This window comes from Streptomyces sp. NPDC017225, assembly GCF_044331465.1.
Lineage (GTDB): Bacteria > Actinomycetota > Actinomycetes > Streptomycetales > Streptomycetaceae > Streptomyces.
The window spans coordinates 128,283-145,972 of record NZ_JBIRNE010000018.1; the positions used below are offsets into that span (position 1 = coordinate 128,283).

At 74.4% G+C, this 17,690-nt stretch carries 17 protein-coding genes and 1 pseudogene; 14 read left to right on the forward strand and 4 right to left on the reverse strand.

Annotated elements, in window-relative coordinates:
* Positions 1-100: 100 nt before the first annotated feature.
* A pseudogene (locus ACH4NX_RS30615) lies at positions 101-535 on the reverse strand (ATP-binding protein); the annotation flags it as partial.
* Positions 536-633: 98 nt separating this feature from the next.
* Between ACH4NX_RS30615 and ACH4NX_RS30620 the strand changes: the two are divergent.
* Positions 634-1,428, forward strand: a complete 795-nt coding sequence (locus ACH4NX_RS30620) for a GntR family transcriptional regulator (RefSeq protein WP_398129504.1) — start codon at positions 634-636, stop codon at positions 1,426-1,428.
* Complete coding sequence (locus ACH4NX_RS30625) at positions 1,425-2,090, forward strand: YdcF family protein (RefSeq protein ID WP_398129505.1); 666 nt, start codon at positions 1,425-1,427, stop codon at positions 2,088-2,090. The genes ACH4NX_RS30620 and ACH4NX_RS30625 overlap by 4 nt, the downstream gene beginning before the upstream one ends.
* A 206-nt stretch (positions 2,091-2,296) precedes the next feature.
* Here ACH4NX_RS30625 and ACH4NX_RS30630 read toward each other — a convergent pair whose 3' ends face one another.
* The 3 genes from ACH4NX_RS30630 to ACH4NX_RS30640 all read right to left on the reverse strand — a co-directional run bounded on the left by ACH4NX_RS30630 (position 2,297) and on the right by ACH4NX_RS30640 (position 4,499).
* A complete protein-coding gene (locus ACH4NX_RS30630) occupies positions 2,297-3,157 on the reverse strand; it encodes an endonuclease/exonuclease/phosphatase family protein (RefSeq protein ID WP_398129506.1) in 861 nt (286 codons plus the stop codon).
* A gap of 85 nt (positions 3,158-3,242) precedes the next feature.
* Complete coding sequence (locus tag ACH4NX_RS30635; RefSeq protein ID WP_398129507.1) at positions 3,243-3,683, reverse strand: SRPBCC family protein; 441 nt, start codon at positions 3,681-3,683, stop codon at positions 3,243-3,245.
* Positions 3,684-3,713: 30 nt separating this feature from the next.
* A complete protein-coding gene (locus tag ACH4NX_RS30640) occupies positions 3,714-4,499 on the reverse strand; it encodes a polysaccharide deacetylase family protein (protein WP_398129508.1) in 786 nt (261 codons plus the stop codon).
* Between the two features lie 129 nt (positions 4,500-4,628).
* Between ACH4NX_RS30640 and ACH4NX_RS30645 the strand changes: the two genes are divergently transcribed.
* The 12 genes from ACH4NX_RS30645 (at position 4,629) to ACH4NX_RS30700 (ending at position 17,546) form a co-directional block, all read left to right on the forward strand.
* The gene (locus ACH4NX_RS30645; protein ID WP_398129509.1) at positions 4,629-5,606 is read left to right on the forward strand and encodes an NAD-dependent epimerase/dehydratase family protein; all 978 of its coding nucleotides are present in this window, start codon (positions 4,629-4,631) and stop codon (positions 5,604-5,606) included.
* A 199-nt stretch (positions 5,607-5,805) separates the two neighbouring features.
* Positions 5,806-7,446, forward strand: coding sequence for a carbamoyltransferase (locus ACH4NX_RS30650; protein ID WP_398129510.1), 1,641 nt, complete (start codon positions 5,806-5,808; stop codon positions 7,444-7,446).
* On the forward strand, positions 7,443-8,477 hold the full coding sequence (locus ACH4NX_RS30655; RefSeq protein WP_398129511.1) for a glycosyltransferase family 2 protein: 1,035 nt from the start codon (positions 7,443-7,445) through the stop codon (positions 8,475-8,477). The genes ACH4NX_RS30650 and ACH4NX_RS30655 overlap by 4 nt, the downstream gene beginning before the upstream one ends.
* Positions 8,474-9,181 (forward strand): HAD family hydrolase, encoded by a 708-nt coding sequence (locus tag ACH4NX_RS30660; RefSeq protein WP_351402257.1) that lies wholly within the window; start codon positions 8,474-8,476, stop codon positions 9,179-9,181. The genes ACH4NX_RS30655 and ACH4NX_RS30660 overlap by 4 nt, the downstream gene beginning before the upstream one ends.
* Entirely contained in the window at positions 9,178-10,167 is a 990-nt protein-coding gene (locus tag ACH4NX_RS30665; protein WP_398129512.1) for a glycosyltransferase family 9 protein, read from the forward strand. The genes ACH4NX_RS30660 and ACH4NX_RS30665 overlap by 4 nt, the downstream gene beginning before the upstream one ends.
* Positions 10,164-11,117 carry a glycosyltransferase gene (locus ACH4NX_RS30670; protein ID WP_398129513.1) on the forward strand — a complete coding sequence of 318 codons (954 nt, stop codon included), beginning with the start codon at positions 10,164-10,166 and terminating at the stop codon, positions 11,115-11,117. Before ACH4NX_RS30665 ends, ACH4NX_RS30670 begins: the two co-directional genes overlap by 4 nt.
* Complete coding sequence (locus ACH4NX_RS30675) at positions 11,114-12,331, forward strand: glycosyltransferase family 1 protein (protein ID WP_351402264.1); 1,218 nt, start codon at positions 11,114-11,116, stop codon at positions 12,329-12,331. The genes ACH4NX_RS30670 and ACH4NX_RS30675 overlap by 4 nt, the downstream gene beginning before the upstream one ends.
* Positions 12,331-12,966 carry an SIS domain-containing protein gene (locus tag ACH4NX_RS30680; RefSeq protein ID WP_351402266.1) on the forward strand — a complete coding sequence of 212 codons (636 nt, stop codon included), beginning with the start codon at positions 12,331-12,333 and terminating at the stop codon, positions 12,964-12,966. Before ACH4NX_RS30675 ends, ACH4NX_RS30680 begins: the two co-directional genes overlap by 1 nt.
* A gap of 8 nt (positions 12,967-12,974) precedes the next feature.
* The gene (gene rfaE2 / locus ACH4NX_RS30685; protein WP_351402268.1) at positions 12,975-14,345 is read left to right on the forward strand and encodes a D-glycero-beta-D-manno-heptose 1-phosphate adenylyltransferase; all 1,371 of its coding nucleotides are present in this window, start codon (positions 12,975-12,977) and stop codon (positions 14,343-14,345) included.
* A 239-nt stretch (positions 14,346-14,584) separates the two neighbouring features.
* Complete coding sequence (locus ACH4NX_RS30690; protein WP_351402271.1) at positions 14,585-15,721, forward strand: glycosyltransferase family 9 protein; 1,137 nt, start codon at positions 14,585-14,587, stop codon at positions 15,719-15,721.
* Positions 15,718-16,653, forward strand: coding sequence for a glycosyltransferase (locus tag ACH4NX_RS30695; protein ID WP_351402273.1), 936 nt, complete (start codon positions 15,718-15,720; stop codon positions 16,651-16,653). The genes ACH4NX_RS30690 and ACH4NX_RS30695 overlap by 4 nt, the downstream gene beginning before the upstream one ends.
* Positions 16,650-17,546 (forward strand): glycosyltransferase family 2 protein, encoded by an 897-nt coding sequence (locus tag ACH4NX_RS30700; RefSeq protein ID WP_398129514.1) that lies wholly within the window; start codon positions 16,650-16,652, stop codon positions 17,544-17,546. Before ACH4NX_RS30695 ends, ACH4NX_RS30700 begins: the two co-directional genes overlap by 4 nt.
* The last annotated feature ends 144 nt before the right edge of the window (positions 17,547-17,690 follow it).

The following is a 17,690-nucleotide window of genomic DNA, read 5'->3' on the forward strand; positions in this document are numbered from 1 at the left end:
GTGTCGTCGCCACACTTCAGCTCAGGGGAGGCATTCGGTCCGCGCTGGGAGACGTCTCGCTGGGGGTGGGCGCCCACGGCGCGGCTTGGTCCTTCTCTCGAGCCGGCCAGGCATCAGCGACCACGAACGGGACAACCGTGCCACCGAGGTGACTGGGGCCGGATTGCCAAGAGGCCGCGAGGGAGTCGACGAGGTGCAGCCCTCGCCCGTGGGTGTCGTGCGTGTCCGGGTGTCGCAGTCGTACGCCTGCCGGGAGGCCGGGGCTGTGGACCTCGACGCGGAGTGAGGTCCCATCACGGAACCACTCGACCTGCACCAGCCACGGATCTTCCGACGTGCCGTGGCAGATGGCGTTCGTGACCAGTTCGGAGATCAGCAGGACACAGTCGTCGATCGAGCAGACCGGGTTGTACGGGGCGATGAACTTCCGGAACCAGCGCCGGGCGCGCGGGACGGACTCTGGTTCCGGATGCAAGGTCATCGCCCCGAGCCTCGGCGACTCCTCACAGGGATATCGGTCAATCGTGTAAGCCACGTGCGTTCGCTCCTTGCCGTCGCCGTCTTCATCGTCAGTCACCTTCAGGTGCAGTCCTGGGACTGTGTTTCACTGGCTGTTGTCGAGAGGAGGGCTGTATGGCGCCCAAGTGGCGGGAGCTCGCGGACCGGCTGGCCGAACAGATCCGTGAGGGCAAGTACGCGTCCGGTGACCAGTTGCCGCAGATCAGAGACCTGGTGGAAGCGGGTGAAGGTTCGAAGTCGACGGTCCATGCGGCCTACAAGGCGTTGGAAGCCGAAGGGCTGGTCACCTCCTCGCGGGGGCACGGCACAGTCGTCCGTGAGCGGGCTCCGCTCAAACGGCTCGGTGTTGCGCGATACGACAAGGCCAAGTGGCGGGACGGCGATGAAGTGGCGTTCGTCGCTGACCGCGTGGCGTCCGGACGGGGGTACAAGCGGAACGAGCAGACTCAGACCGTCAGTCGTGCGGCGGCGCCGGCTGCCGTCGCTGAGGCGCTCGGTCTGCCGGAAGGTGCCGAGGTCTACGCACGTGCCCGCTTGGTCAGGGAGGGCTCGCAGCCGACGCATACGCTGACCAGTTACTACCGTCCCGAGCACGTGGAAGGAACCCGCATTGTCGACCCGACGCCAGGGCCCGCCGGTCCGGGCGGGGGCTTTCGTGTCCTGTACGACGCCGGATACGAGATCGACCACATGCGGGAGACGCTGTTCGCGCGTGTTCCCACGGCCGGGGAAGCCCGGCTCCTCCAGCTCGCTCCGGGTGACTGGGTCATGGAGTTGCACCGCACGACGTACACGGCCGACGGCACCGCGGTGGAATTCGCGATCGGTGTCCACGCGGCGACGCGCTTCTCATGGACGTACGACTTCGAGGTTCCCGACTCGGCGAAACCGGGGGACGAGCGCAAGTGATCTCAGCACAGGCATGGGCCGATGCTCAACGGCTGTGGGACTTCCAGCTAATGGGCCACGAACCGCGCCCTTGCTCCGTAGGGATCGGGCTGGGCAGTCATGATCTCGGCGTCGCGGAGACGACCGCCGATCTGTACCACCGGGGCATGATGCCGCTGGTCGTCTTCACCGGAGCGACCAGCCGCACCACTCGCGACCGTATGCCGCGCGGAGAGGCTGAGCACTACCGTGAGCGGGCGGTGGAGTTGGGGGTTCCGGCCACTGCGATGTTCGTCGAGCCGCAGGCGCGGAACACGGGGGAGAACATCATGCTCTCCCGTGCGCTGCTCGAAGAGCAGGGGATCGACACGCCCTCCGTACTCCTCGTCAGCAAGCCGTACGAGGAACGTCGCGCCTACGCCACGGCCCGGAAGCTGTGGCCGGGGACGGAATTCGTCAGCGCGTCGGCCTCCATGACCCTTCCCGCGTACGTCGACTCGATCCAGGACGCACGGCTGGTCGTCGACATGCTCGTCGGCTCCCTGCAGCGCTTGCTGATCTATCCTGCGCAAGGCTTCATGATCACGCAAGACGTGCCGGACGGAGTCATTCGCGCGTACGAACGGCTTGTGTCGAGTGGCTTCACGAGCCGCCTCGCGTCGCGGACGAGCGCAAGAAGCTGACCTGGGACGGCAGGCGTGCCGGTGACCTGCAAGGGAGGCGTCAGTCCTCCGAGACGTCTGGTTGTGGCGGACCTGGACTCTGGCGCCAGGCCCGCCGTCGTCACCATCCCGCTACACGTGGGGCCGACGGACCCAGGCGGCCTTGCCCCCGCGTACACGGTGGCCCGACAAGCGGGATGCGCGCTGACCAGCGAAGGTCCCTACCCCTACCTGTGCAGCGAGACGTCCGCCACCACCGGCCGGTGGTCCGAGGCCACGGCCTCCTCGGGGACGGACGCGTCGTGCACCCGCACGCCCTTGCCCACGGCCACGTAGTCGATCCGCTTCACGGGTGCCGCGGCCGGATACGTGCCGCCGGTGCCTGTTCCGGCGTCGCGCAGACCCGCCCACAGCGGCCGCAGTTCGGGCGCCGCCGGTTCGGCGTTGAAGTCGCCCAGCAGTACCTGCCGGGCTCCCGGCAGGTCCGCCCGCTCCCGCGCCATGATCCGCCGGGTGTCGGCGACCTGCGCCACCCGCACGGCCGGGTCGGACCGGTAGTCGAGGTGTGTCACGAACACCTGCACCGGTACCCCACGCACCTTGAGCGTCACCTCGCCGAAGCCGGGCGCGGGTGCCGGCACCGGGTTCTCGTCCTGCGTGGACAGGCGCGTGATCTCGTGATTCGTCTCGGAGCGGATGGGGAAGCGGGACAGCACCGCCACGCCGTACTCGCGCCGCGGGCTCCCGGCCTCCACGGGGTCGAGGCTGTAGATGGGGGCGAACGACATCCGCATGCCGAGCCGTCGCGCCAACTCCCCGGCGACGTCGAGGCCCTGACTGCGCGCACCCCAGTGCACGTCGACCTCCTGGAGGCCGATCACGTCCGCGTCGAGGGCGCGCAGCGCGGCGGCCTGCCGGTCGAGGTCGAAGACGCCGTCCGATCCGGTGCCGGCGTGGATGTTGTACGTGGCGACGCGCAGGGGGACCGCGTGCCCTTGCGCGGCGGAGGCGGACGGGGTCGCCAGCGCCAGGCTCAACAGGGCGCCGGTCACGGACAGTTGGATGAAGGTGCGGGCTCTGACAGACATGACGGCACGGTACGCGGGAAACGTCCGCCGCGAGACGTACGACGCGAACCCGTCCGCGTCCCGTCCCCCGCGCGCGACCGGGGATTCATGGACGCCGCAGCAGCTGGTTGACCGCGCGGCCGAAGACGTACCGCCCCGCACGGCCCAGCACGCCGTCGAAGAGGGGCGGGAGGAGACGGACCCTCAGTTCCTCGCGCCACACGACGCGGGTACGGCCGCCGGGGCCGGAGTGGACCTCCATCTCGGCCCAGCCCCCGACCAGCTTGCCGCGTTTCTCCAGTCGGCACAGGCCGGGGGTGTCGTCGTGCGGTGGCTGCCAGACGGTCACCTCCATCGGGTCGTCGAAGGCGAGCGGGCCGGCGCCCGTGCGGGCCACGATCACCGTGCCCCGGCGTGTGGGCCCGGGGGTGGTGACGGCGACCCGGGTCAGCGGCACGGCGTCGCCGTGCCGCTCCCACGCGGTGAGCCGGCGCCATGCCTCGTCCAGGGGGAGCGGGGCGGTGCGTTCGAGCGAGAAGGTGGCCACGGGACGATCGTAGGCAACCGGCCGTCCGTACTAGCGGTAGACCTTGCCCGGCTCGGCCTTTCCGGGGGCCAGGAGCTGGGGGACCGTCACGAAGACGTAGCCGCGCTTCTTCAGCGCGTCGATGATCCCGGGCACGGCGGGCACGGTGCCGTCGTAGATGTCGTGGAGCAGGATGATGCCGTCCCGGGACGACTGCTTCAGTACGCGCTCGGTGATCAGGCCGGAGTCGTTGGTCTGGTAGTCCTTGGCGGTCACGCTCCACAGCACCTCCGCCAGCCCCAGCTCGCGGGAGATCTCGTGCACCGTGTCGTCGGTGCGGCCCTGCGGCGGGCGCATCAGGGTGGGACGCTTCCCGGTCAGGCGCTCTACCTCCTTGTTCGGGCGCTCCAGCTCCTCGCGTATCTCGTCCGGTTCGGCGTCCGTGAGGATCTTGTGCGTCCAGGTGTGGTTGGCCACCTCGTGGCCCTCGTCGGCCATGCGTCTGACGAGCTCGGGATACGTGTCGATGTGCCGTTTGCCGAGCAGGAAGAAGGTCGCCGGGACCTTCTTCTCCTTGAGTATGTCGAGCAGCCGGGCGGAGTGCTCGCTCGGTCCGGCGTCGAAGGTCAGCGCGATGCACTTGGCCCGGCCGCAGTCGACGGTGCCGAACCCGGCCCGCGCCTGGGCGCCCGCCGCGCCCCGGACGGAACTGGGGGAGGTCGTTTCCAGTTTCGTGCAGCCGCTCAGGGCCAGTGTCAGCGAGGCGGCGGCCGCGAGTGCCGCGACCACACGCAACCTGGTCCCCGTTTTTGTCATCTTCCCGCTCAGCGAAGGCATGCGAGGACTATACATAGCGAGTATAGACGCAGTTCATAGTGCTCTGTCGAGTAAGTGTTCGAGGTAGTGGGGGCGTTCGCCGGGTTACTCAGCCGACACGCAAGTGACGCCGAGAGTGAGGAGGACCCCGTGAGCGAGATCCCCGTGAGCGGACGCGGCTGGCGCCGGGCGCTGGTGACCGGCGGGGCCGGGTTCGTCGGCTCCCACCTGTGCGGCCGCCTGCTCGACGCCGGCACGGACGTCGTGTGTCTGGACAACCTGGCCACCGGCTCCCACGGCAACGTGGCCGAACTGGAGCGGCACCGCGGCTTCCGGTTCGTCCGGGCCGACGCCACCGACCCGGCGGCCGTGCGCGCTCTGCCCGGCCGGTTCGACCTGGTGCTGCACTTCGCCTGCCCGGCCTCGCCCGCGGACTACCTCCGGCTGCCCCTGGAGACCCTAGACGTCGGCAGCACCGGCACCCGCAACGCCCTGGAGCGGGCCCGTGCCGACGGCGCCCGCTTCCTGCTCGCCTCCACCTCCGAGGTCTACGGCGACCCGCTGGAACACCCGCAGCGGGAGAGCTACTGGGGCAACGTCAACCCCGTCGGCCCGCGCAGCGTCTACGACGAGTCCAAGCGCTTCGCCGAGGCCCTGGTCACCGCCCACCGCCAGGTGCACGGCACGGACGCCGCCATCGTCCGCATCTTCAACACGTACGGGCCCCGCATGCGCACCGGCGACGGCCGCGCCGTGCCCACCTTCATCGCGCAGGCACTGGACGGCATGCCCCTCACCGTCGCCGGCGACGGCGGGCAGACGCGCTCCCTGTGCTACGTCGACGACACCGTCGACGGCGTCCTGGCCCTCGCCGCGTCCGGTGAGAGCGGGCCGATGAACATCGGCGGCGCCGACGAGATCACCATGCTGCAACTGGCCCGCCGCGTGGTCGAACTCACCGGCTCCGGCTCCCGCATCCGCTTCGTCGAACGCCCCGTCGACGACCCCGGCCGGCGCAGGCCCGACACCACCCTGGCCCGGGAACGGCTCGACTGGCAGCCGCGGGTCGGCTGGAGCGAGGGGCTGGAGCGGACCATCGGCTGGTTCGCGCACTCCGTCGCGGCCTGATCGCAGCACGGACTTGCCCGACCGCGCGGCACGGACAAGCCGCGCCTGATCGCGCAGCACAGACACTTACTTACGGTGACATGTCCGCTCATATCCGGAACTGAGTTGTCTCCAAGTGTTTGAGTCAGCCGCACTGCGGCACCCGCGAGCCCTGAGAAGCGAGAGATTCCAGTAGTCGCCCGGGACGGAGCACCCCCCCATGCGCATCCTCGGTATCAACGCCCTGTTCCACGACCCGGCCGCCGCGCTCGTCGTCGACGGCCGGACCGTCGCGGCCGCCGAGGAAGAGCGCTTCAGCCGCCGCAAGCACGGCAAGCGCCCGGTGCCCTTCTCCGCGTGGGAGGTGCCGGAGCTGTCGGCGCGGTGGTGCCTGGAGCACGCCGGGATACGGCCCGGGGAACTGGACGCCGTCGCGTACTCCTTCGACCCGAAGCTCGCCCGGCCCGCCCGCGACATGGGCCTGGACGACCCGTGGGACCCGCTGCGGCTGGAGTACGCCCGCCGCGCCCCCGAGTTCCTCGCCGACGCGCTGCCCGGGCTCGACCCCGACCAGGTCGTCTTCGTCCCGCACCACGTCGCGCACGCCGCCTCCGCCGGACCGGCCTCACCGCACCCCGACAACGACGTCCTCGTCCTCGACGGACGCGGCGAGTCCGCCTCCCACCTGGCCGGCCGCTACCGCGACGGCAAGCTCGACACCCTCGCCACGCAGGCACTCCCGCACTCCCTCGGCCTGGTCTACGAGGAACTGACCGAGCACCTCGGCTTCCTGCGCAGCAGCGACGAGTACAAGGTGATGGCCCTCGCCTCCTACGGCACCCCCCGCCACCTCGACCGCCTGCGCGAGCACATCCACGCCACCGGCGACGGCGGCTTCCGCGCCCACGGCGTCGACTGGGCGGCCCTCGCCCCGGCCCGCGCCAAGGGCGAGGACTGGACGAAGGGCCACGCCGACCTCGCCGCGAGCACCCAGGCCGTCCTGGAGGAACTCCTCCTCGAACTCGTGCACTGGTTGCACCGCGAGGCAGGGGGAGAAGCGCTGACCATGGCGGGCGGCGTCGCGCTCAACTGCGTCGCCAACTCGAAGATCGCCGCCCGCGGCCCGTACCGGCACGTGTGGGTGCAGCCCGCCGCCGGCGACGCGGGCACCGCCCTCGGCAGCGCCCTGCACGTGGCCGCCGCCCAGGAGGGCACCGCCCCCGAGCCCATGCCCGGTGCCGACCTCGGCCGCGGCTGGAGCGACGACGAGATCCGGGCCTGGCTGGAGACGGCGGCCATCCCCTACGAGGAGCCGGACGACATCGCCGAGACGGTCGCCGAGGAACTGGCCCGGGACGGCGTCGTCGCCTGGTTCCAGGGGCGCGGCGAGTTCGGGCCGCGCGCCCTCGGGCACCGCTCCCTGATGGCCCACCCGGGCCGCTCGGAGAACCTGGAGCGGCTCAACCACGTCAAGGGCCGCGAGGAGTTCCGTCCCGTCGCGCCCATGGTCCTGGCCGACCGAGCCGCCGACATCTTCACCGGGCCCCTCCCCAGCCCGTACATGCTCTTCGTGCACGACGTCGCCCCCGCCTGGCGGGACCGGATCCCGGCCGTGGTGCACGTCGACGGCACCGCCCGCATCCAGACCGTCGAGGAGCGCCGCGAGCCGCTCGTCGCCCGGATGCTGAACGCCTTCGAACGCCGCACCGGACTGCCCGTCGTGGTCAACACCAGCCTCAACACCGCGGGACGGCCCATGGTCGACGACCCGCGCGACGCGCTGGAGTGCTTCGGCTCCGCACCCGTGGACCTGCTGGCCATCGGCCCGTTCGCGGTCCGCCGGGGGAAGGCGTTCGCATGACCGGCCTCCCCCAGGCCGGCGGTGCCAGGACCGGCTACGCCGTCGTCGTCCCCACTCTCGTACGCGACACGCTGGCCGACTGTCTGGCCGCGCTGGTCGCCGCGATCGGCCCCGATCCCGACGAGGTCGTCCTCGTCGACGACCGGCCCGACCCCGACGCCGACCCCGGCGCGCTGGAGCATCCGCTCAGCGTCCTGGGCGACCTGCGCGAGCGCACGGTGGTGCTGCGCAGCGGCGGGAGGGGGCCGGCCGCCGCCCGCAACACCGGCTTCCGCGCGGTCACCTCGCCCTGGACCGCCTTCCTCGACGACGACGTCCAGGTCGGCCCGCACTGGTGCGACCAGCTGGTCCAGGACCTCGCCGAGGCGGCCCCCGACACGGGTGCCGTGCAGGGCGTGATCGCGGTGCCGCTGCCGGGCGAGCGACGCCCCACCGACTGGGAGCGCGGGACCGCCGGCCTCGCGCGGGCCCAGTGGATCACCGCCGACATGGCCTACCGCACCGACGTGCTCAAAGAGGTCGACGGCTTCGACGAACGCTTCACCCGCGCCTTCCGCGAGGACGCCGACCTCGCGCTGCGCGTCCTCGACGCGGGGTGGCGCATCCGCCGGGGCCGCCGCACCACCCGCCACCCCGTACGCGACGCCTCCCGCTGGGCGTCCCTGAAACAGCAGCGCGGAAACGCCGACGACGCCCTGATGCTGCGGCTGCACGGCCCCGACTGGTGGGCCAAGGCGGTGGCCCCCAAGGGCCGGATCCGGCGCCACGCGGCGGTCACCGCCGCCGGCGTGGCCGCCCTCGCCCTCGCCGCCGCCGGCCGCCCCCGCGCCGCCGCGGTCGCCGGGCTCGGCTGGGCCGCCGGCATCGCCGAGTTCGCCTGGGCCCGCATCGCCGCGGGACCGCGCACCCGTGACGAGGTCACGACCATGCTGGCCACCAGCGCGCTCATCCCGCCCGCCGCGACATGGCACCGGCTGAGCGGAATGTGGCGGCACCGCCGCGCCCCCGCCTGGCGGGAGGTGACCGCATGAGCCCCGTCAAGACCGTGCTGTTCGACCGCGACGGCACCCTCGTCCACGACGTCCCCTACAACGGCGACCCCGAGCGGGTCCGGCCCGTCGAGGGCGCCCGCGAGGCGGTGGCGCTGCTGCGCGAACACGGCATCCGCGTCGGCGTCGTCACCAACCAGTCCGGTGTCGCCCGCGGCCTCATCAGCGACACCGACGTCCGCCACGTCAACCGGCGGATCGACGACCTCATCGGCCCCTTCGACGTCTGGGCCATCTGCCCGCACGGCCCCGACGACGGCTGCCACTGCCGCAAGCCGCGGCCCGGCCTGGTCCTGTGGGCGGCCGGACGCGTCTGCACCGCCCCCGCCGACTGCGTCGTCATCGGGGACATCGGCGCCGACATCGAGGCCGCCGAACGCGCGGGCGCCCACGGCATCCTCGTCCCCAACGCGCGGACCCGCCCGGAGGAGACGGCCGGCGCGGCCCACGTCGCCCCGGACCTCCTGACCGCCGTACGGGCGGTACTCGACGGCCCGCCCAGGGGCCGGGTCCTGGCGGACGAACGCCCCATCGGGGCGGCGTTCGGGACGGGGCCCGCCCCCGCCCCCGACTCCGCCCCTGCCCCTGCCCCCGCCCCCGACTCCGTCACCGACTCTGCCCCCGCCACCTCCCCCGAGGCGGCCCGGTCACGTGCCGCCGCGCACACTCGCGGGAGGCCGCGATGAAGGCGCTCGTCACCCGGCTCGACAGCTTCGGCGACGTACTGCTCGCCGGACCCGCCGTGCGGGCCGTGGCCGCCCGGGCCGACCACGTCACGCTGCTGTGCGGATCGCGCGGCGCGCCCGCCGCCCGCCTGCTGCCCGGCGTGGACGAGGTGCTGGTGTGGGACGCGCCGTGGGGCGGGTTCCAGCCGCCCGACGTGAACCGGGCGGACATCGACGCGCTCGCGGACCGGATCGACGCCGACACCGCGCTGATCCTCACCTCCTTCCACCAGTCCCCGCTGCCCACCGCCCTGGTCCTGCGCCTCGCCGGCGTCCGGCACATCGCCGCGGACAGCGTGGACTACCCCGGCTCCCTCCTCGACCTGCGCCACCAGCGCGCCCCGCACGCCCACGAGGCCGAGGCCGCGCTCGACCTCGCCGAGGCGGCCGGGTTCCCCCGCCCCGACGACGGACGGCTGCGCGTGCGCACACCGCCCCGCGCCGACGCGCTGACCGGCCCCGGCCCCTACGTCGTGCTCCACCCCGGCGCCAGCGTCCCCGCCCGCGCCTGGAGCCCCGAACGCGCCGCCGAGGCCGTGCGCGAACTCGCCGCCGCCGGGCACCGCGTGCTGGTCACCGGCGGCCCCGGCGAACGCGACCTCACCGCCCACGTCGCGGGCGAACACGGCACCGACCTCGGCGGCCGCACCGAGGCCCCGGAACTGTCCGGCGTCCTCGCGGGCGCCGCCGTCGTCGTCACCGGCAACACCGCGCCCGCCCACCTCGCCGCCGCCGTCGGCACCCCGGTCGTGTCCCTGTTCGCGCCGGTCGTACCGGCCGAGCGCTGGCGGCCGTACGGCGTCCCGTACGTCCTGCTCGGCGACCAGGACGCGCCCTGCGCGGACAGCCGGGCCCGGGACTGCCCCGTCCCCGGCCATCCCTGCCTGGACACCGTCACGGCCACCGACGTGGCGGCCGCCGTCGAGAAACTCCTGGGGGAGGCATGAGGATCCTCATCTGGCACGTGCACGGGTCGTGGACCACGGCCTTCGTGCAGGGCCCGCACACCTACCTCGTCCCCGTCACCCCGGACCGCGGACCCGACGGCCTCGGCCGCGCCCGCACCTGGGACTGGCCCGACTCCGTCGTGGAGGTACCGCCTCAGCGGCTGCGGGACGAGCACATCGACCTCGTGATCATCCAGCGCCCGCACGAACTCGCCCTGGTCGACCAGTGGCTCGGCCGCCGCCCGCCGCTGGTGTACCTGGAACACAACGCCCCCGACGGCGACGTGCCCGACACCCGCCACCCCGCCGCGGACCTCCCCGGCATCACCACCCTCGTCCACGTCACCCACTTCAACCGGCTGATGTGGGACGCGGGCCCGAGGGAGACGACGGTCGTCGAGCACGGCATCGTCGACCCCGGCCACCGCTGGACCGGCGAACTGGACCGCGCCGCCGTCGTCGTCAACGAGCCGATCCGGCGCGGGCGCACGACCGGGACCGACCTGCTCCCCGCCTTCTCCCGCGCCGCCCCGCTCGACGTCTTCGGCATGCGCACCGAGGGACTCGCCGAGCACATCGGCGTCGACCCCGGACGCTGCCGCACGCGGGACGTCCCCCAGAGCGACCTGCACACCGAACTGGCCCGCCGCCGCGTCTACGTCCACCCCGTCCGCTGGACCTCCCTGGGCCTGTCCCTCCTGGAGGCCATGCACCTGGGCATGCCCGTGGTCGCCCTCGCCACCACCGAGGTCACCGAGGCCGTGCCCCCGGACGCCGGAGTGGTCTCCAACCGCATCGACGTACTGACCGACGCCGTACGCGACTTCCTCGCCGACCCGCCGCACGCGCGCACGGCCGGCGACGGAGCCCGTGCGGCGGCCCTGTCCCGCTACGGGCTGTCCCGCTTCCTGGACGACTGGGAGCGGCTGCTGAAGGAGGTGACCCGATGAGGATCGCCATGGTGTCCGAGCACGCGAGCCCCCTCGCCGCGCTCGGCGGCGTCGACGCCGGTGGACAGAACGTCTACGTGGCCCGCCTCACCGAGGAGTTGGCCAAGCGCGGCCACGACGTCACGGTCTACACCCGACGGGACGCCACCGGTCTGCCCGACCGGGTGCCGCTGCCCGGCGGCGCGGTCGTCGAGCACGTGCCTGCCGGACCGCCCGCGGTCGTGCCCAAGGACGAACTCTTCCCGCACATGCCCGCCTTCGGCGCACACCTGGCCCGCGCCTGGGCCCGGGACACGCCCGACGTGGCGCACGCCCACTTCTGGATGTCCGGCATGGCCTCCCAGATCGGCGTACGGCCGCACGGCGTCCCCCTCGTGCAGACCTTCCACGCCCTGGGCACCGTCAAGCGACGCCACCAGGGCATGCGGGACACCAGCCCGTACGAACGCATCGGCATCGAACGGCAGCTCGGCCGCGCCTGCGAACGCGTCCTGGCCACCTGCACGGACGAGGTCGTCGAACTCGGCGACATGGGCGTACCGCCCCGTCAGGTGTCCGTCGTCCCCTGCGGTGTGGACGCCGAGCACTTCCACCCCACCGCCGACATCGGCCGCACCCCCGCCCGCAAGGAGCGGCACCGGCTGCTGGCCTGCGGCAGGCTCGTGCCCCGCAAGGGCTACGACCAGGCCATCCGTGCCCTGGCCCACATCCCCGACACCGAACTCCTCGTCGCGGGCGGCCCACCGGCCGGCGGCCTCGACGCCGACCCCGAGGCGCGGCGCCTGACCGCGCTCGCCCGCCGCACCGGAGTCGCCGACCGGGTCCGGCTGCTCGGCGCGGTCGACCCCGAGGACATGCCCGCCCTGCTCCGCAGCGCCGACCTGGTGCTGTGCACCCCGGTCTACGAGCCGTTCGGCATCGTGCCGCTGGAGGCGATGGCCTGCGGCGTGCCCGTCCTCGCCACCGACGTCGGCGGCCACCGCGACTCCGTGGCCGACGGGACCACGGGCCGCCTGGTCACCCCGCAGGACCCCGAGGCCGTCGCGGACGCCGCCCGCGAACTCCTCGCCGACGAACGGCTGCGCCGCCAGTACGGCAGGAACGGCCGCGAACGCGTCCTGCGGCACTACACCTGGGCGCGCGTCGCCGACGGCGCGGAGCAGGTCTACCGCCTGACCCTCGCCGACCACGCACTGTCGAAGGAGGTGGCGTGATGACCGTCCACCCGCCCGTCGTCGGGCACTGTGACGAACTCCAGGACGCGCTGGGCACGTTCCGAGCCTCCGCGCACGTCACCGAACGCTGGGGCTCGCGGCTCGCCGCCGTCCTCGCCGGCGGCGGCCGGCTGCTGGCCGCGGGCAACGGCGGCAGCGCCGCCCAGGCCCAGCACCTGACCGCCGAACTCGTCGGCCGCTACCGCGACGACCGCCCGCCGTTCTCCGCGATCGCCCTGCACGCCGACACGTCCTCCACCACCGCCATCGCCAACGACTACGGCGTCGACGAGGTGTTCGCCCGCCAGGTCCGCGCCCACGGCCGCGAGGGCGACGTACTGATGCTGCTGTCCACCAGCGGCGCCAGCGCCAACCTGCTCTCCGCGGCCGACGCCGCCCGCGCGGCCGGGGTACGGGTGTGGGCGCTCACCGGCTGCGCCCCCAACCCGCTCATGGCGGGCAGCGACGAGTCCCTGTGCGTGGACGCCCCCTCGACGGCCACCGTTCAGGAGATCCACCTGGTCGCCGTGCACATGGTGTGCGCGGCCTTCGACGCCGCGCTGGAACGGGGAGTACGGGGCGTGCGAGGCGCACGGGACGCGGGGGGCCCGCAGGACAAGGGAACGCGGAGGTGACGGGACGCATGGCTGACAGGGCTCCTCTGGTCGTGGTCGGCGACGCCCTGCTGGACCGCGACCTCACCGGCTCCGCCGACCGGCTGGCGCCCGACGCGCCGGTGCCGGTCGTGTCGGAGTGCGCCGAGCGCGTACGTCCCGGGGGCGCCGCGCTCGCCGCGTACCTGGCCGCCCGCGACGGCCGGGAGGTCACACTGATCACGGGCGCGGGTGACGATCCGGCGAGCACGGTCCTGCGTGAACTCCTCGACCCCTGGCTGACCCTGATCCCGCTCCCTCTCACCGGCCCCCTGCCCGAGAAGACCCGGGTCCTGGCGCAGGACCGCCCCGTCGTCCGCCTCGACCGGGGCGGCGGCCGGGCCCGCGAGGCCACGGACGAGGCCCGCGCGGCCCTGCGCTCCGCCCGGGCCGTCCTGGTCTCCGACTACGGCCGAGGCACCGCGGACGCGCTGCGGGACGTACTGGCCGCCCGCCCGCCGCTGGTCTGGGACCCGCACCCGCGCGGGGGTCCGCCGGTCCCCGGCACCCGGCTGGTGACACCCGCAGAGAAGGAGGCGCACGGCTTCGCCCCGCCGGGCGGCCACCCGGGCGGGGGCCTGCGGGCCGCCGCGCTCAACGCCACCGCCCTGGTACGGGACTGGCGGGTGGCGGCGGTGACGGTGACCCTCGGCTCGCGCGGCGCCCTGCTCTCCTACGGCGAGCACCCCCTGCTCTTCCCGGCGCCCGCCGCTCACCACGGCGACTCCTGCGGCGCGGGGGACCGGTTCGCGGCCACCGCCGCCGGGCTGCTGGCCGACGGCGCGCTGGTGGGGGAGGCCGTCGAGGGCGCGGTGGGCGCCGCGACGGCGTTCGTCGCCGCGGGCGGCGCGGGCGCCCTGCCGCCCGCCGGCACCGGCCCGGTACCGGCCGCTTCGCCCGACACCGACGACCCGCAGGCCCTGGCAGCCCGCGTCCGCGCCCAGCACGGCACGGTGGTCGCCGCCGGCGGCTGCTTCGACCTGCTGCACGCCGGCCACGTCGGCCTCCTCCAGGCCGCCCGGCGGCTCGGCGACTGCCTGGTCGTCTGCGTCAACTCCGACGCCTCCGTGCGGCGCCGCAAGGGCGACGGCCGCCCCGTCAACCCCCTCGCCGACCGCGTGCGCGTCCTGCGCGCCCTGGCCTGCGTCGACGCGGTCGCCGTCTTCGACGAGGACACCCCCGAACGCCTCCTCGGCGACCTGCGCCCCGACGTGTGGGTCAAGGGCGGCGACTACGCGGGTGCGGACCTCCCCGAGGCCGGCCTGCTCCAGGAGTGGGGCGGCCAGGCGGTCCTCCTGCCCTACCTGGACGGCCGCTCCTCCACGGCCCTGATGGCCCGCGCGGCAGAGGGGGTGCGATGACCCGCCCCGCCACACCGGACCCGGGACGCGGCGGGCCCCCGTCCCCGGCCGCCCGCCCACCGCTGCACCGCGCCGCGTCCGCCGCCCGCCCGCCGACGGGCGGCACCGCGTCCCCGGCCTCCGCCGGGGGCCCGGTGACCGGCGATCCGGTGCGTCCGCCGTCCGCCGGACCGACGCGTGGCGACCGGGGGGCGCGGTCGACGGCCAATGTCGGTGTCGGTGTCGGTGTGGGGGAGGGGATGCCCCCGGCATCCGTGGACGGTGCGGGAGCGCGGGGCGCGGCGGTCCCGTCGTCGGCCGGCGGCCCGGTCACCGGCGATCCCGTGCATCCGCCGTCCGCCGCGACGGCGCACCCGCCCGACGCCCGTGGTGGAGCACGCCCGCGGCTGCTCGTCCTGCGCGCACTCGGGCTCGGTGACCTGCTGGCCGGGGTGCCCGCGCTGCGCGCGCTGCGCCGCGCGTACCCCGGACACGAACTGGTGCTGGCCACCCCCGCCGAGCTGGCGCCCCTCGTCGCGGCGACCGGCGCCGTCGACCGGCTGCTGCCCGCCGCCGAGCCCGGCCGCGCCGTCCCGCGCACCCTCGACTGGACCGGCCCGCCCCCCGACGTCGCCGTCGACCTGCACGGCAACGGACCGCCCAGCCACCGCCTGCTGACGCGCCTCGGCCCGCCGAGAATGCTGGCGTTCGCGCACCCGGAGACGCCGGAGATCGACGGGCCGCCCTGGTACGCCGAGGAGCACGAGCGCGACCGCTGGTGCCGGCTGCTGCGGGCGTACGGCATCGACGCCGACCCCACCGACCTGCGGCTGCCGCGCCCGGACGCACCGTCCCCCGCCCCTGGCGCCGTCGTCCTGCACCCCGGCGCCGGCGCCCCCTCCCGCCGCTGGCCCGTGGAACGCTACGCGGCCGTCGCCGAAGCGCTGCGCGCCCGCGGACACCGGGTCGTCGTCACCGGGGGAGCGGACGAGGCGGACCCGGTGGCCAGGCTGGCCAAGCTCGCGCACCTGCCCGACGCGGACGTGTTCGGTGGCGGCCTGCCCCTGGACCGGCTCTCCGCCCTGGTGGCCGATGCCCGCGCCGTCGTCAGCGGCGACACCGGCATCGCCCACCTCGCCGTCGCCCACGCCACGCCCACCGTCACCCTCTTCGGCCCGGTCCCGCCCAGCCGCTGGGGTCCGCCCGAGCACCCCCGCCACCGTGCCCTGTGGCACCCGGGCCCGGACGCCGACCACGGCCACCACGGCGACCCGCACGGCCACGAGCCCGACCCCGCGCTGCTGCGGATCACCACCGACGACGTCCTCGACGCCCTCGACGCACTCGACGTCCGCGACGCCCCGGACGCCCCGGACGCCCTGGAAGAGGCACCATGAACCACGCCACCGACCGCGGACCGTCGACCACCCGCGAACGCTCCCACGCCGACCCCACCCGTCCCGCCCCCGTCGGCGTCGTCATCGCCACCCGCAACCGCGCCGCGAGCCTCGCCGTCACCGTGCGGCACCTGCTCGCCCTGCCCGAACGGCCCGAGGTCCTCGTCGTCGACAACGCCTCCACCGACGACACCCGCGCCATGCTCGCCCGCGACTTCCCCCGGGTCCGCCTGATCGCCCTGCCGTTCAACCGCGGCGCCCTCGCCCGCACCCACGGCGTCCGCGCCCTCGACACCCCTTACGTGGCGTTCAGCGACGACGACTCCTGGTGGGCACCCGGCTCCCTCAGCGCCGCCGCCCGGCACTTCGACGAGCACCCCCGGCTCGGACTGCTCTCCGCCCGCACCCTCGTCGGCCCAGCCGACGCCGCGGACCCGCTCAACGACCAGCTCGCCGGCTCCCCGCTCGGTGCGGCCACCGACCTGCCCGGCACCCAGGTGCTCGGCTTCCTCGGCTGTGCCGCCGTCGCCCGCCGCACGTCCTACCTCGACGCCGGCGGCTACCACCCCCTGCTCTTCTTCGGCGCCGAGGAGACCCTCCTCGCCTACGACCTGGCCGCCCGCGGCTGGGGCGTCACGCACTGCCCCGACGTGGTCGCCCACCACCACCCGGACCCCGGCCCCCGCACCGGCCGCCCGGCCGTCGTACGCCGCAACGAACTCCTCACCGCCTGGCTGCGCCGCCCGCTCCCGCACGCGCTGGCCCGCACCCGTGCCCTCGCCGCCGACGCCCGCCGCGACCCGGACGCCCGGCGCGCCCTGCGCGAGACGCTCACCCGCCTGCCCGCCGCCCTGCGCGCCCGCAGGGCGCTGCCCCCGCACGTCGAGCGCGCCGCCCGCCTCCTGGACACGGCGAACGGAGCGGCGTCGTGACCGACCTGCGGACCACCGTCGTCGTCATCACCCACAACCGGTGCCCCGAACTCCTGCGCACCCTGGACCGCCTCGCCGAACTCCCCGAGAAGCCCTCGGTGATCGTCACCGACAACGCCTCCACCGACGGCACCGCCTCCGCCGTCACCCGCCACCACCCGGACGTACGGCTCCTGCGCCCCGGCCGCAACCTCGGCGCAGTCGGCCGCAACCTGGCGGTCCGCCAGGTCGGCACGCCCTACGTCGCCTTCTGCGACGACGACTCCTGGTGGGCGCCGGGCTCCCTGGCCAAAGCCGCCGACCTGCTCGACCGGTATCCGGCGGTCGGCTCGGTGACCGCACGCATCCTCGTCGAACCCGAGGGCACCGAGGACCCGATCGTCAAGGAACTGCGCGACTCGCCCGTGCCCCGCCCGGACTGGCTCCCGGGGCCGGCCCTCGGGTCCTTCCTGGCCGCCGCGACCGTGCTGCGCACCGACGCCTTCCGGGCCGCGGGCGGCTTCCACCCCCGGCTGTGGCTGGGCGGCGAGGAGGAGTTGCTCGCCGCCGACCTGGCGGCCAACGGCTGGTGGCTGACGTACGCCGACGACCTGACGATCCACCACCATCCCTCGACCGTCCGGGACTCGACACTGCGCCGGGCGCACGGCATCCGCAACACGCTGTGGTTCACCTGGCTGCGCCGCCCGGCCGGCCCGGCCCTGCGCCGCACCCTCCACCTGGCCCGCACCGTCCCGCGCGACACCGCGTCCCTGCGCGCGTTCGCCGAGGCGACGGCCGCCCTGCCGTGGGTGCTGCGCGAACGCCGGGTGCTGCCGCCGGAGGTGGAGGCCCGCCTGCGCTCACTGGAGCCCGCCCAGCGCGACTCGACGGCCCGCAGCTACACGGGCTGACCGTTCCTATTCAGTGTGCAGGAGTGAGTCCTGGACCCATTCCTGCACACTGCGGACATCCCGAACGGTGTTGGGTGTCCTGGTCGCCCGCGTTCGCTCCATATCCGGTGGCACGGATCGTGTCCGTGGTCCGGGGATACGGGG